Origin of the sequence: Emticicia sp. TH156, from assembly GCF_002855535.1 — a bacterium.
In the GTDB taxonomy this organism is placed as follows: domain Bacteria; phylum Bacteroidota; class Bacteroidia; order Cytophagales; family Spirosomataceae; genus Emticicia; species Emticicia fluvialis.
In genome coordinates, this window is sequence record NZ_PKRS01000017.1 from 19,952 (window position 1) to 35,495 (window position 15,544).

At 40.0% G+C, this 15,544-nt stretch carries 13 protein-coding genes; 8 read left to right on the top strand and 5 right to left on the bottom strand.

The features are described from left to right. Positions 1-8: 8 nt before the first annotated feature. Entirely contained in the window at positions 9-1,397 is a 1,389-nt protein-coding gene (locus C0V77_RS22085) for a CHASE3 domain-containing protein (protein ID WP_101728569.1), read from the bottom strand. Between the two features lie 241 nt (positions 1,398-1,638). On the opposite strand from C0V77_RS22085, the gene rpoN reads away from it, so the two are divergent. The 4 genes from rpoN to C0V77_RS22105 all read left to right on the top strand — a co-directional run bounded on the left by rpoN (position 1,639) and on the right by C0V77_RS22105 (position 6,513). Further along, complete coding sequence (gene rpoN, locus C0V77_RS22090; RefSeq protein WP_101728570.1) at positions 1,639-3,066, top strand: RNA polymerase factor sigma-54; 1,428 nt, start codon at positions 1,639-1,641, stop codon at positions 3,064-3,066. Positions 3,067-3,108: 42 nt separating this feature from the next. Beyond that, positions 3,109-4,545, top strand: coding sequence for a sigma-54 dependent transcriptional regulator (locus C0V77_RS22095; protein WP_101728571.1), 1,437 nt, complete (start codon positions 3,109-3,111; stop codon positions 4,543-4,545). Between the two features lie 67 nt (positions 4,546-4,612). Then, positions 4,613-5,077 (top strand): response regulator, encoded by a 465-nt coding sequence (locus C0V77_RS22100; RefSeq protein ID WP_101728572.1) that lies wholly within the window; start codon positions 4,613-4,615, stop codon positions 5,075-5,077. Next, on the top strand, positions 5,074-6,513 hold the full coding sequence (locus C0V77_RS22105) for a hybrid sensor histidine kinase/response regulator (protein ID WP_101728573.1): 1,440 nt from the start codon (positions 5,074-5,076) through the stop codon (positions 6,511-6,513). The genes C0V77_RS22100 and C0V77_RS22105 overlap by 4 nt, the downstream gene beginning before the upstream one ends. Positions 6,514-6,564: 51 nt before the next feature. Here the strand turns inward: C0V77_RS22105 and C0V77_RS22110 are convergent, their stop codons facing one another. Next, positions 6,565-7,389 (bottom strand): tryptophan-rich sensory protein, encoded by an 825-nt coding sequence (locus tag C0V77_RS22110; protein WP_101728574.1) that lies wholly within the window; start codon positions 7,387-7,389, stop codon positions 6,565-6,567. Continuing rightward, complete coding sequence (locus C0V77_RS22115; RefSeq protein WP_101728575.1) at positions 7,379-8,311, bottom strand: YihY/virulence factor BrkB family protein; 933 nt, start codon at positions 8,309-8,311, stop codon at positions 7,379-7,381. Before C0V77_RS22115 ends, C0V77_RS22110 begins: the two co-directional genes overlap by 11 nt. A 258-nt stretch (positions 8,312-8,569) precedes the next feature. On the opposite strand from C0V77_RS22115, the gene C0V77_RS22120 reads away from it, so the two are divergent. Continuing rightward, entirely contained in the window at positions 8,570-8,761 is a 192-nt protein-coding gene (locus tag C0V77_RS22120; RefSeq protein ID WP_101728576.1) for a hypothetical protein, read from the top strand. 376 nt (positions 8,762-9,137) lie between these two features. Here C0V77_RS22120 and lpdA read toward each other — a convergent pair whose 3' ends face one another. Next, complete coding sequence (lpdA, locus tag C0V77_RS22125; protein WP_101728577.1) at positions 9,138-10,529, bottom strand: dihydrolipoyl dehydrogenase; 1,392 nt, start codon at positions 10,527-10,529, stop codon at positions 9,138-9,140. Positions 10,530-10,846: 317 nt separating this feature from the next. Here lpdA and C0V77_RS22130 point away from each other — a divergent pair, with 317 nt between their 5' ends. The 3 genes from C0V77_RS22130 (at position 10,847) to C0V77_RS23210 (ending at position 13,587) form a co-directional block, all read left to right on the top strand. Then, positions 10,847-12,904 (top strand): M13 family metallopeptidase, encoded by a 2,058-nt coding sequence (locus tag C0V77_RS22130; RefSeq protein ID WP_101728578.1) that lies wholly within the window; start codon positions 10,847-10,849, stop codon positions 12,902-12,904. Beyond that, entirely contained in the window at positions 12,898-13,317 is a 420-nt protein-coding gene (locus tag C0V77_RS22135; RefSeq protein WP_101728579.1) for a lasso peptide biosynthesis B2 protein, read from the top strand. Before C0V77_RS22130 ends, C0V77_RS22135 begins: the two co-directional genes overlap by 7 nt. Positions 13,318-13,440: 123 nt before the next feature. After that, positions 13,441-13,587, top strand: coding sequence for a hypothetical protein (locus C0V77_RS23210; protein ID WP_158237992.1), 147 nt, complete (start codon positions 13,441-13,443; stop codon positions 13,585-13,587). A 68-nt stretch (positions 13,588-13,655) separates the two neighbouring features. Here C0V77_RS23210 and C0V77_RS22140 read toward each other — a convergent pair whose 3' ends face one another. Continuing rightward, positions 13,656-15,542, bottom strand: a complete 1,887-nt coding sequence (locus tag C0V77_RS22140) for an asparagine synthetase B (RefSeq protein ID WP_101728580.1) — start codon at positions 15,540-15,542, stop codon at positions 13,656-13,658. Between the last annotated feature and the right edge of the window lie 2 nt (positions 15,543-15,544).

Below are 15,544 nucleotides of genomic sequence, written 5' to 3' on the forward strand. Positions count from 1 at the left end.
ATTATTATTTATTTTGTTGGGAAATATAAAATAAAAGTGGCGCCTTCATCGGGTTGGCTTTCGGCAAAAATAAAGCCGTTATGATTACTCATAATACGTCTGCAAATAGCCAGACCAACACCGGTACCTTCGTAATGATTCCGCCCGTGTAAGCGTTGAAAAATAACAAAAATCTTTTCGGCATACTCTGCCTCAAAGCCAATACCGTTATCTTTAACAACTATTTTGTGGTAATCAAATTCTTTTCTCAGGTCCTCAATTCCCGGTATTTCAGCTCCTTTGGCAATGGTGTAGTCTATCTCAATAACAGGTAATCTGTTTTCACTGGTAAATTTAAGCGCATTACTGATAAGGTTGAGAAACAACTGATTAATCTGGAAAGAAACACCCCAAATATACGGCAATTTTTTGGTAATTATGACTGCTTTTTTTTCTTCAATTTTTACAGATAAATCGTTAAGAACCTTATCAAGAGTTTCCTGCAGATTAACATTCTGAAAATTGGCTTCCTTGCGGTTAACCAGCCTTGAGAAATCAAGTAAATCGTTTATCAGGTTCTGCATGCGTTCGGCGGCAGTAGTAATTTTCTCAAGGGTTTCTTTACCATCTTCATTCAGGGCGTCGGCATGCTTTCTCACAAGCCTGTCGCTAAACGACCTTATCTTTCGGAGTGGCTCCTGCAAATCATGAGACGACACATAGGCAAACTGCTCCAGATCGGCGTTAGAGCGGTTCAGCTCGTCAATCTTGTTTTCAAGCTTATGCTGAAACTTAAGCCTGCGGCGCAATTCTACAAAAATCAGAAAAAAACAAACAATCAGAAGAGAGAATGAAAATACAGAAAGCATTATCAGTATAGATGAGGTTTGTTGGTCGTTAACACTTTTCTGGTCTCTTCTTTTGTACAACAAATTCCGCTCTGTTTCCTGAAACTTGTTTATAATGGCTCTAATTTCATCCATCTCCTGCTTACCAAGTAAAAATGTCGACTTATCAATTGGCTTATTACTTTCAACTTGCAAAATATTAAGTTTCAGCAGACGTATACGCTCGGAAATAATACCCGACAGAGTATCTACCCTTTGCAATTGTTGAGGGTTTTTTCTAACAGCGTTTTTTAGTGTATGATAGATTCCATTTATCTGGTTTTCAGCTTTATAATAAGGTTCCAGAAAAATGCGCTCATGGGTAAGAATATAACCTCTTTGCCCGGTTTCGTAGTCTTTCAGAACTGATATGAGTTCTTCACTTTTGCGAAGCACCTCATGGGTGTCTTCTACGGCAATGGCATAGTTGGTTGACTCTTTTATTTTTTTATATGAAAGCCAGCTGAGCGTAGCCAGCAATATAACACAGATAATAAAAGATGAAAGAATTAACCGTAGACTTTTTTTCATAACAAAGGGTTGGTATCAATATAGGGCGTTTAAATCAAAATGTGGAATATTATACTCACATTGTGGAATATTTTTCTTTTGCCGTAAAACAAAAAAACATTACAGGAATTTTCTTAAAAAAAGTCTAATTTTTTAAATTACTGATAATCAAAATTTTACAATAACTTTTTTCGTTTTTTTATCTTGCTGATGCTTGTGGGCTATAAATTGATATATATACGCTTATAAAAAACCTTATGCCATGCTAAATCTCAGCCAGACCCAGAAACAAACTTTAAGAATTTCTCCGTCGCAGATACAACTATTAAACTTTTTGCAACTCTCAACCATAGAGCTGGAAGAACACATTAAAACAGAACTGGAAGAAAACCCCATGCTTGAAGAAGCCACAGTGGGCGAAGATACAGACGCAGATGATTTTGACCGTGACGATAAGGACGCACTTTCTGCTAGTTCTGCCGATTATCTCGACTGGGACGAATACGACGATGATACTCCCAACTACAAAACGCAGCTGAATAACTACAGCAGCGATGACGACTTCTACTCGGCGCCAATAATACAGCAAACATCGTGGCGAGACGACCTGAAAGAACAACTGCACGTACTTGCCCTGAACGAACGCCAACAATTATTAGGCGATTTTATAATTGATTCTCTTGATGAACACGGCTTTCTGAAATATGATGCTGAAGCACTGGCCGATGACGTATCGTTTACCAATAATATATTTGTAGACGTACCAGACGTTGAGGAAGTAATGGCTATTATACGTAATCTTGAGCCTATCGGAATTGGCACATCAAATCTGCAGGAGTGCCTGTTGATACAACTTGATAAAAAAAGAGAAGAAGGGCAGGACGTTGACCTGGCGTATGATGTTGTGCTAAACAACCTGGACGACCTGGCCGTGCGTAATTATGAGAAAATTATGCGTTCGAGAGAAATATGTTCAGAAAAACTCAAAAATGCTATAAATCTTATTACTTCTCTGCACGCAAAGCCTATTTCAGAAGAAAACACAAGTTCAATTCTGATAAAAGATAACATTATACCAGACTATCTGGTTTTTTATGAAGACAACAAGATTGAAGTGTCGCTTAACAGCAATCAGATACCGCCGTTACGGGTTAATAATTCTTTTAATGACTTAATACAAGGCACGCCCGATAAGGCAGCCGCAAACTATATCCACACAAAGGTTTCTGCAGCTAACTGGTTAATTGATGCTATACAGCAAAGAGAAACCACCATGCTGAAAACAATGAAAACCCTGATAAAAATTCAGGAAGAGTTTTTTAAAACCGGAAATGTGCAGAAATTAAAACCCATGACACTGAAAGATGTAGCAGAAATAATAAAAATGGACATCTCGACGGTATCAAGGGTAACCAGCGGAAAATACGCACAGACACCCTTTGGAACCATACATCTGAAAGACCTGTTTTCGGGAGGTATCTTTACAGATTCCGGAATTGAGGTATCGAATCGAGAGATTCAACAGACACTGGCGGGCTTGATATCTGAAGAAGACAAAAGCGCACCGCTGAATGATTTTCAGCTGGCCGATATGCTGGCCCAGAAAGGGTATCCTATTGCACGGCGCACAGTAGCAAAGTACCGAGACCATCTGGGTATTCAATCGGCCCAACTCAGACGTGTCTTATAATTTCCAGTTTTCAAAATCTTTAAAATTCAACCATTATACTATATGCAACGTATCCTTGTTATTGATGATGATACCGATATTTGTCTTTTACTACGCCGCTTTTTAAGCAAAAACGGGTATGATGTGGCTATTGCCCAAAACGGACAAACAGGCCTCAGTTTGCTGGAAGAGTTTACACCAGACCTGGTAATGACTGATTTTAGGCTGGGCGACTTAGATGGCGGCCAGATTCTCCGTAAAATAAAAGAGCGTTTCCCAGAGGTGCCGGTACTGATTATTACAGGCTATTCAGACATCAAAATTGCGATAGATGTAATGAAGATGGGTGCTTTTGATTACATCACCAAGCCGCTTTTCCCTGACGAAATTCTTTTGACAATTAAAAAAGCCTTAGGCCAGGAAAAACCGTCAGGCCAGATGCAGTCTGCTATTGAAAAAGACACAAATACGAGCGTTAATAAATCGGCACATAAAACCTCCAGAAGCAAGTCTGATAACAACTATATTTTCGGAAGCGGGCCTGAATCAAAAAACCTTTACAGACAAATAGACCTGGTAGCGCCAACCAATTATAGTGTTATAATATATGGCGAAAGCGGCTCAGGAAAAGAATCAGTAGCACAGGAAATCCATAAAAGAAGTAAAAGAGCCAATGGCCCTTTTGTTGCCATGGACTGCGGAGCGATATCAAAAGAGCTGGCAGCAAGCGAAATGTTCGGCCACGAGAAAGGCTCATTTACCGGCGCGTTGAATCAGAAAATAGGGCATTTTGAAATGGCCAACGGTGGTACGCTTTTTCTTGACGAAGTAGCCAACCTGCCATACGATGTGCAGGTTGCTTTGTTACGGGTTGTACAGGAACGTAAATTGCGCCGCATTGGGGGTAATAAAGAGATTTCGGTAGATGTAAGAATATTGGTGGCGTCGAACGAACGATTAATGGAAGCCTGCCGCAAGGGGAAATTCAGAGAAGACCTATACCACCGGTTTAATGAATTCAGCCTTGATGTTCCGCCTTTGAGAGACCGCAAGGCTGATATCATGGAGTTTGCCCGGTTTTTTCTGGACAACACAAATGAAGAACTCGGCAAAGATGTAAAAGGCTTTGAAGAAGACGTAAAAACCGCTTTTTTGAGTTATCCGTGGTATGGAAACCTGCGCGAGATGCGCAATGTAGTAAAAAGAGCCACGCTGTTGTCAGACGGCGACTACATAGAGTCTAAATCTTTGCCTTTTGAGATTATAAACTATTCAAGGCTTTTGTTCTCAGACCCTATTCAAACGGTGGTGCCAGAAGAGATTGCCCCCAAACAGGAAGACCCCGTTAAGCCGAATCTGAAATCGGCTGCCCTGGACGCTGAATATGAAATGATACTGCAGGTACTTAAACAAGTAAACTACAACAAAAGTAAGGCAGCCCAGGTATTGAGCATTGACCGCAAAACGCTCTATAACAAAATGAAGAGCTATAATTTATAAATTTTCTTAACCTGAGTACAGTTTTAAATAACCATTATAAAACCTTAACTCTCTAAATACCACAATAATGATTCAATTTCAAAAAGACAAAAGCAGTATTATGATTTTGATGGCTGACGATGACCCGGACGACAGAGCGATGACAAAAGAGGCTCTGGAAGAGAATTTTTTATTAAATGAGTTAAGATTTGTAGAGGATGGTGCCGAATTAATGGATTACCTGCGACGCAACGGTAAATATAGCAACCCGGACAGCTCGCCAAGACCCGGTGTAATTTTGCTAGACCTTAACATGCCTAAAAAAGATGGCAGAGAGTGTTTAAGAGAAATAAAATCAGACGATGACCTGAAGAGCATCCCTGTTATTGTACTTACCACCTCAAAGGCAGAAGAAGATATTCTGAGAACCTATGACCTGGGCGTAAACAGTTTTGTAACCAAGCCTGTAACATTTGTTGAATTGGTAGAAGTAATGAAAAACCTGGGCAACTACTGGTTTGATATAGTTCAATTACCCAAACTTAACGCATGAAAGAACTCGACACAATCAGGGTTTTAATCGTTGATGATGATGAGGATGATTTCTTCCTGACAAGCGACTACATTAATGACATACAAGGCAAAAAGTTTACTATAGATTGGGCAAAAAATTTTGACAATGCCGTTGAAAAAATCATAACTGCAGCGTATGACATTTGTTTTTTCGACTTCCTGTTGGGTGCCAAAACTGGTTTGGACCTCTTGAAGAGAGCCATACAGGAAGGGTGTCAGAGTCCGATAATCTTACTTACCGGTAAAGGCGACCAGAGAATTGATATGGAAGCCATGAAGCTGGGTGCGGTGGATTATCTGATAAAAAACGAACTGGACCCCGAAAAACTGGAACGATGCATCAGATACTCTCTTGAGCGTGCCGATACCTTAAAAACACTGCGCGAAAGTGAGCAGCAGTATCGAACCATTTTTAATCATGTAAGGCAGGGTATAATTGTTACCCAGCCGGAAAGCGGCCGGTTTATTTATTATAACCCGGCCACGCTTGAAATGCTTGGCTATGCTGCCGACGAGCTGAGCCAGATGAGTACCGCCACCATTTTTGAAAAGCCGGAAGTTTGGGAGCAGTTTAATGAAAAACTGGAAGAAAACGGCAACCTTGACAAATTTGAGGCCATTTTCATAACCAAAAAAGGAGAAAAGAAAATATGCCTGATTGATGCCCAAAAACAAAAGAACAGCGAAGGCAAAGAATCTTTTCTGAGCATTATTCATGATGTAACCGCACAGCGAAAAGCCGAACGTGAAGCCATGATGCACGAAAAAATGGCTGCTACCGGGCGGTTGGTACGCACTCTGGCACATGAAGTACGTAATCCGTTAACAAACATCCACCTTTCTGTTGAGCAACTTGAAAGTGAATTTGATGATGAAGATGCAAAGCTTTTTCTGGGGATTATCAGACGTAACAGCCAACGCATCAGCGACCTCATAACAGAACTGCTGAATAACTCCAAGCCATCTGAGCTGGCGTTTTCTAAAATATCTGTTCATGAAATTCTGGACGAGACACTAGAGCAGGCCATAGATCGCATCAATTTGAAAAACATTACGCTTGAAAAACAATATGGGAGCGATGTGCTGCTGAATCTGGATAGAAATAAGATAAAAATTGCATTTCTTAACATTATAATCAATGCAGTAGAAGCCATGGAAGAAGGCAATGGCGTTTTGATTATAAAAAGTACAATAGATAATGACCTCTGCTATATCTCTATCAAAGACAATGGCACAGGTATAAGCCCCGAAAACATGAGCCGTTTGTTTGAGCCCTACTTTACGGCAAAAAATAATGGCATAGGTCTGGGCCTTGCGGCCACCTTAAATATTATCCAGTCTCATAAAGCAACAGTAGAGGTAAACTCTGAACTTGGCAAAGGAACCGAATTTATTATTACGTTTTTGCTAAAATAAAATAGCCATCGGCTCACCAATGGCTATTTTGTTATTTTATTTCCTGCTTATTTAATCATCATTAGAGCCGGCCTTCCATAAATAGCCGTTTGTAAGCTCAATAAAAATGGCTATACCTACAATAGCTATGCCTATCCACGCACACAGCTCTATGTATTTATGATAAATTATGTTATTTCTTCGCTGAGTGATGATCCCGCCTAGCGCCCAAATGACCGACAACCCAGTATAAATACTACTAAATCTGAAAATAGCTACTATACTTATTATTGCCCCTACTATTATCATAATAAACGCCCACGACTCTTCACTTAAACCGAAGCCTTTCCACCCATAACTAACCAGTAGCGCCGTAACATTGGCAATGGTGGCTATGCAAATCCAGCCAAGGTAAAGACCAAACGGAGCCTTCAAAAAAAACTTCTCAGTTTTTGATAGCCAGGGGTCAAGGGCTACCAGATAACTGTTTAACACAATAAGCAGCAATAGAAGCAATAGCATGAGGATCACACTTAGCAGTATAAGGCCATAATGCCAGGCTACAATCCAGCTCATGTTAATAACACAGGTAAAAATAAAAACCACGTTAATGTTTTGTACTGAAGAACGGGTGTCTTTTTTTTGTTTTAAACCGGGTGAACCGGTAAGCTGAAAAATCAAAAAAACAAGAATAGATAGATAAATTACACCCCAGATTGAGAATGTGTACGGAGCAGGGACAAACAAATTTGGATACTGCGCCGAAACCTGGCCTGTATTTTTGCCGTTAATGGGCAGGTAATTTGCCAGAAAATTGATAAATACCATTGCCAGATAAAACAGAAAACCAAGTATTAGAATTGAATTGTTTTTAATTGCACTCCTTTTAATTTCCATTGCCAGATAATTTAATTTCGATTTCCTTTTTTTCCAAAAGCACAGCGTTTTTGTCAGGTTGTATGGGAGTTCCATAATGGCGGGTATAAACTTTGGTAAACTCGGCCCCTAAAAAAAGTATAGTAGACGAATAATAGACCCAAAGCAAGATTATTACTATAGAACCAGCCGCACCGAATGTGGTAAGAACAGTTGACTGCCCCAGGTAATAACCAATTAAAAACTTACCCACCATAAAAAATACAGCAGTTACCCCAGCTCCAAAAAAGGCATCTTTCCAAGCTATTTTCCCATCAGGCAAAACTTTAAAAATAATGGCAAACAGAAGGGTGATAACGGAAAAGACTATCAGCAGATTAATGACGAAAAAAAAATAGACAGTTACATCTTCAAATAGCAATTGCAGGCGTTGGCTAAAGATATCAAGCAGGGTATTAACCAACAATGATACGATTAACAAAAAACCAAGTGACAAAATTAATGAAAATGATAATAACCTGTTAAATAAATATTTCAGAATACCAGATTTTGGCTTAGCCTTAAGCGACCATATAAAATTGATTGAATCCTGAATTTCAGCAAAAACCCCAGTGGCACCCAAAAGCAGGGTTATTGTACCTATAATTGCCGCCATGCCCGACTTTCTGGAAAGGCTTGCATTTTTTATTAACTCCTGCACCTGCGTAGCCGCATCTTTACCTATAAGCCAGTTTATTTGTCCGTAAACTTCACCCTGTATGGCTTCACGACCATAAAAAATGCCGGCCACAGAAATAATAACCACAAGCATAGGAGCCAGAGAAAAAATGGTGTAGTAAGATAAAGAAGCACTCAATTTGGTGGCATTATCTGAGCTGAATTCATTAAATACTTCTTTAGCAAAAGAAATATAGTTTTTCAGCTTTGTTTTCACTGATGTCATAAAGTGGCTAGATTTCCGTCAGATTTTTACTTTCAGTATTACACGTTGATATTGATATGTTTATATTGATAAATAATTTGTACCATACCACCATTGTGGCACAACTCCATTGATTGGGGCATATTTTCTACACTTAATTTCCCAAAACACCACACTTTCCTCAATTTTCAACTAAAAAACCGGCTTACCTGCATTAACTAATTAATGGAATAACATTTTTAACCTATCTGGTGTAAGTTTCATTAAATTATTGAAATTATGACACCCATCATCTTCATAATAGGTATAATGACCATGTTCAGTATGGCGGTGGTTTTGTTAAAGATTGTTAGCATCAATCAACAAAACTGGGATGGCAGAACGAGGGGTTCTCAAACTCATGAATTCAATAATTTTATGAAACGAACGAAACTTTACTCTTCTAAAATGAAGAGAACGCACATTGCGTAAGCCAACCATATAGCCATGAAAACCCTCATAAGGTTTACTTGATAGAATAACTAACAGAAGAAAAATATGTTTTGAAGCGATGTTTGTCTGATTGCACGGATGCAATAAAAAACAGATTTGCCAGGAAACATGAAAGATAAAAACGAAGTACGCTTAGAATGCAGTTTCAGCAGTTTTTCTAACGAGATTTCACTGAGCAGCTAAAAGAAGCTCAACAAGAGTTTAGGGTAGTGTTTAGGTTAAAAAAGGTGGTACAAAAGGGGCAATTTTTGCCCCTTTTGTATTTGTAGTCAGTGTAGCATTATTGCTGGCAGATGCCACTAAAAAGGGGCAGATACCTAACCGCATCTGCCCCTTTTACGATATATCTATCTTATTACAAGTGTATCACTTCACCATAAGCCGCTGCCGCTGCTTCCATAATGGCTTCCGACATGGTTGGGTGCGGGTGAACCGACTTGATGATTTCCATACCGGTGGTTTCCAGTTTACGGGCAACAACGGCTTCGGCAATCATTTCTGTTACGTTGGCGCCAATCATGTGGCAACCTAACCATTCGCCGTATTTGGCATCAAAAATCACTTTTACAAAGCCTTCCGGGCTACCGGCAGCTTTTGCCTTACCAGAGGCCGAGAACGGGAATTTACCTACTTTGATTTCATATCCTGCCTCTTTGGCAGCTTTTTCTGTATAACCCACTGAGGCGATTTCTGGTGTACAGTAAGTACAACCCGGAATATTCTTGTAGTCAATCGGCTGAGGATGATGCCCTGCAATCTTCTCAACGCAGATAATGCCCTCTGCTGATGCTTTGTGCGCCAGTGCAGGCCCCGGAGCTACGTCGCCAATGGCATAGTAACCCGGCACGTTAGTTTCTGACCACTGATTTACAGTAATCTTGCCTCTGTCGGTAGCAATTCCTACTTCTTCCAGGCCAATGTTTTCAATATTTGCAACAATACCCGCCGCTGAAAGCACCAGTTCTGATTCAATTTTTATTTCTCCGTTAGGCGTTTTTACTGTTGCTACACAACCATTGCCACTGGTATCTACTTTCTCAACGCTAGAGTTGGTGTAAATTTCAATACCTGCTTTTTTGTAGGCTTTTGCCAGTTCTTTAGAAATATCTTCGTCTTCAACCGGAACAATATTTGGTAAAAACTCTACGATAGTTACCTTGGTACCCATGCTGGCGTATACGTAGGCAAACTCTACACCAATCGCTCCCGAACCAATCACCAATAGTGATTCCGGTTGTTTTTCGAGGCTCATAGCTTTGCGGTATTCTATTACTTTTTTACCATCAATGGGCACATTAGGCAATTGTCTGGCTCTGGCGCCGGTAGCTATAATTACATGCTTGCCTTCCAGTTCAGATTTTTTACCTTCCGCATCAGTAACCTCAACTTTTTTACCGGCTTTTACTTTACCAAAACCATAGATAACATCAATCTTGTTTTTTTTCATCAGAAACTGCACGCCTTTACTCATGCCGTCGGCCACACCGCGCGAACGCTTAATAACCGCCTCAAAATTGGCATGTGCCTCGCCTACCTCAATACCATAATCTTTAGCGTGTTTAATATATTCATAAACCTGGGCAGACTTCAACAATGCCTTTGTTGGAATACAACCCCAGTTAAGGCAAATACCTCCAAGGTTCTCTTTCTCAACAATGGCAGTTTTCATGCCTAATTGTGAAGCACGAATTGCGGTTACGTAACCACCGGGCCCACTCCCAAGTACAATAAGATCATACTGTGCCATAATATATAATTTTCTGGTTTACATAAATTTTGATGCAAAATTAGACAAAATAGCTTATCTGCAAAATCCTTTTTGTTGGTTCAGAGGCATACAAACCCTGCTCTCCGGCTTTAAAAAACTATTCTGTTCTTATAGAACAAATCAAGCCAGTTATTAAATTCCGGTGATGACCAATAAATCAGAAATACTTCTTCAATCACTATTGGCAGCAGGCGGCCAGCCTGCTGTTTAATTCAATAATTTTCTCTTAAATGCGAACGATTTCAAAAAATCTTCTCAAATTTAGCATTCAATTATTACCAAATCTTTTTAATCTTATGAGCGGTATAGCCGGGGCCAAGTGTTTTTTATCATTCGTTTTAATACTTTCTGGTTTTTACTTATCCTCTTGCCAGTCAAAATCCTCTGAATCTTCTCGAAGAGATATATTAACCGAAGTTGTAGATACTACCGTATTGCCAGGTGATGATTTCTTTAAATATGCCGTTGGCAACTGGATTAAGCATAATCCTATTCCGGCCTCTGAAAGCAGCTGGGGAATCGGCAGCCTGGTGCAGGAAGAAACTTACAGCAGATTAAAGAATATCAGTGAGGAGTCGGCGAAAAATCCGGGCAAAGCGGGCTCAAATGAGCAGAAAATCGGCGATTTCTGGTTTACAGGTATGGATAGCATCGGCACAGAAAAACAAGGCCTAAACCCTGTGAAGCCTGATTTAGACCGCATTGCCGCAATTAAAGATATGGATGGTGTTTTGAAAGAAATTGCGGTTCAACACACTTATGGTGTTGGGGTATTATTTGGCAATTATGTGTTTCAGGACGAGAAAAATAGTGAAGAGCAAGCCCTGCACTTGTATCAGGGTGGTATCCGACTTCCGGACAGAGACTATTATTTTAATACCGACAGCCGGAATACCCAGATACGGAAAGAGTATAAGGCACACCTGCAACGCATTTTTCAATTGTTGGGCGCTGACCAAGCCAAAGCCGCAAGTAATGCCGCCAGCGTGTATGCATTAGAAGAGGAGCTGGCCAGACACTCACGCAAGATAGAAGACCTGCGAGACCCTTACAAAAACTATAACAAAATGGATATGGTGGCTCTGGAAAAGCTGGCTCCGGCCATGAAATTCCGTGAGTTGTTTGTGAACATGAAAATGCCGCAGGTAAAAAGCGTAATTGTAGCGCAGCCTGAATTCTATACTGCAGTTGACAAGCTATTGAAAATCACCCCTGTTGAAACCTGGAAAGCCTACCTGACCTGGAACTTCATCAGCAGCTATGCCAGTGAATTAAGCAGCCCTTTTGCAAAAGAAGACTTCTATTTTTACAGAACCGTGTTGCGTGGGGTAAAAGAAATGAAACCGCGCTGGAAAAGAGTACTGGATGCAGAAGAAAACCTGTTAGGAGATGCCCTCGGCCAGCTTTTTGTAAAAAATTATTATTCAGAAAAAACTAAAAAACGCTATGAGGAACTGGTGAAAAATATCTTCAGCACTTATAAAGAGCGTATTGAAAAACTGGATTGGATGTCTGACAGCACCAAGCACAAGGCTTTACTTAAACTATCAACGGTAATGCCAAAGGTGAGTTATCCTGACAAATGGAAGGATTTTTCGTCGCTTGATATCAAACGAGACTCCTACGTTCAGAATATCATCCGGGCTAACCAATGGTGGTATCAGTACAGTATCAATAAAATAGGCAAGCCAGTAGATAAAACCGAATGGGATATGACCCCACAAACTTATAATGCGTATTACAACCCCTCAAACAACGAGATTGTTTTACCGGCAGCCATTTTCTTTATAGCCGGTTTGAACGACGAACAACTGGACGACGCCATTATTTATGCCTATGCAGGCGGCTCTACCATTGGCCATGAAATTACACACGGGTTTGATGACCAGGGCAGACAATTTGATGAAAAGGGCAACCTGAAAGACTGGTGGACCAAAAAAGACAGTGATGAATATAACAAGCGTGCCAAAGGTATTATTGAGCAATTTAATGATTACGTGGTGCTTGACTCTCTGCACGTAAGAGGAGAAGCCACACAAGGAGAAAACATTGCTGATTTGGGTGGGGTGGTTTTAGGGCTTGAAGCCTTTAAGAAAACAGAACAGTATAAATCTGGCAAGAAAATAAATGGCTTTACCCCTTTACAAAGGTTCTTTCTGGGATACGCACTGGCTTGGATGGGGCACACACGCAATGAAGCGCTGGCAAACCAGATTATGACCGATGTGCATGCACCGGGTTTTCTTCGTGTAAACGGCCCTTTGGTTAATATTGACGAGTTTTATGAGGCGTTTGGTATAAAACCAGGCGATAAGATGTATCGAGCGCCTATGAAACGGGTGAAGATATGGTAAAGATAGTGCCGGTTAAAGACATCTTTATTTTTGCCGAGGCCTGGGTAACAATTGCTTTGGCAAGGTTAATACTGCTTTTTGTGCCTTTTTCGAGAATTATTCCTTTGATGGGCAAGCCGGTAGATACAAATGAAAATGTGATTGAAAATAAACGTGAATTGTATGATATACAGGTAGCTATTAACCGTGCCTGCAGGTACTCTTTCTGGCGAACCATGTGTTTTGAACAGGCATTATGTGCCAAATGGATGCTTAAACGCAGAAAATATGCAAGCACTATTTATTTTGGAATCAAAAAAGAACAAGCAGATAATCTGATTCAGGCACACGCGTGGGTTGTTTGTAATAATGAAATCGTTACAGGGGGCAAACAAGCTGGTGAGTTTAAAGTTATCAGTAGATTTTACCAGTAAATTTCTTTTCTCTTTTACCTTATAAATGGTGCCGCTTACTAATGTTTTGCCTTATGACTTGTGAGAATTTAAAAATTGCTTAACTTGCAGTTGAATGTATTTAGGATAATAAACAATACTAACATGAACAATCAAGTTACTTCAAAAGAAACTCAAGAAGTTGAACAAATAAAATCTACTTGGAATACCCCTGAGCTGGAAGTGTTTTCTATTAAAGATAAAACACAGGCAGGTCCAGCAGGTGTTTCTGACGCCGGTATTTTTTCTTAATCAGTTTTAAGACACAGCCCTAGCTATATTGCCTCAATATGTTAGGCCAGGTGCTGTGTCTTCATAACCTAAAAATACTTACTTAAAAAATCTGCAGCCTGCAAAGTTTTTAAATCTATTTGGATGTTTAAAAGCGATGCTTCATTATTTCCGTTCAGATACCTTTCAAGGTTTTTCTCAAGTTTTGCCATATCTATATAATAGTTAGCCACATCAGACCCACTTAAACGGGGCAGGTCTTTCAATATTTCAGCTTTAGAATTTCTTACTCTGGATAAAACATCAGAGCTCTGTAGTCCTTTGTTCTTAGCAAATAATACTTCATCAGGCATTTGGTTTTGCATCATACGCTTTACCAGCATTCTGTTGGTAAAGTTATCATCGAAAAACACTTCATTGGGTATAGTAAAAAAGAAATTCATTAAATCAATGTCAGTTGTAGGGTCTCTTAATTCTATACCGTAATGATTTCCGAAAGTTGCGCCCAATAAAGACCGCATCTGGTACAAGACTTGAAAGTATCGTTTTAAATCCAAAACATGCTGATAGTATTTCAGAAACCCGCCATCTATTTTTCTGATATCAGCCATGATGTTGTACTTAGTAAGCATATCTGTACTTAAATACCCCACTTTTATCTGATCCAAAAGGTTATTAAAACCAGACATAGACCTGAAATACTTTAAAACCAGTGGCTTGGCTACCTGCCTCCTTAAATAATTATAAGGGTTTCTTAAAAACCTGTTCAGACTAGGTGTTCGTTGATAATCAATACCCGCAAACGAGGTGGAGCCATTGCCTCCTTCACCAGTCAATAAAACACCATAACCCTGCAGTACGCTGGTTTTATAAATTTCGGTTAGCCAGTAAGCATTGCTGGCTCCATGCAGAAAGCCGTCCAGAACTTCAATACTTTCAAGACTTCCTTGCCAGGGAGAAAACTGGGCGGAATCTAAATATTGTGCGTTGATATTGCCTGATGCCCTCACTACGGCATCAATCAATGGTGTTTCATCAAGCACCCTGCTTTTTGCCATCTGGTTATTGGCCAGCTCACTCTTAAACAAAGGCACATGGCTGAAGGTTGTAAGCGATGAGTTCTGTTGTTTTAGCAAGTCGGCAGCAATATAGCTGACCATGCTGCTATCAAGCCCGCCACTAAGCATAGATGCTACCGGCTTATGACTCCTGAGCCTTGCCTTTACGGACTTATATATGAGTTCCGACATTTGGTCGGTGTAGTCCTGCTTATTTTTATAATGGATTTCATTAATGTTGGCTGGCGGCCAGTACTGCTTGGTGCTGATTTCCTTGTTTTTCAGACTTAAAGTAAATCCGGCTTTTAGAAAGAGTACATTTTTATAAAATGTCTGGTTGCCGGATACTAATTCAGTGATGTTCCAAAGGCTTAAGAACGAAACAAAGTATGGCTCGTTTAAATTCTTATTGAAATAAGGAAGCGCTAAGATAGATTTGAGAGATGTACTAAAAGCAAAATACTTACCTGTATTATAATAGTAAATGGCCGTATAACCCATGGTGTCGCGGGCTATAAACAGCTCTTTTATCTGGTAATTGTACGCAGCCAGGCTCCAGTCGCCCTTCAGTTTTTGTTGTACTTCTTTGCCATATTTCAGATACGCCATTAGCATAAAATTGCTGTCTGATACAGTATTGTGGTTTGGCAGGCCGAGCAATGCTGACAACTCTTCTCTGTTGTCTATACGACCTTCTGCCGTGAAAAGTATATCAGATTGCTGAACATAAACAGGCATCGAATCAAATACGTCTTCCGGCGTCTGATACCTCAGAACCCTTCCAAATGCTGCTTCATGCTTCTGTATTTTGTCAGATTTTTGCTGTGGAAAATCCTTCAATGGCTCATACATGGCCTGAAGCATTTGTGAATCAATTGCATCTTCATTATGGCAGATAATGCCAAATATTATACTCATAA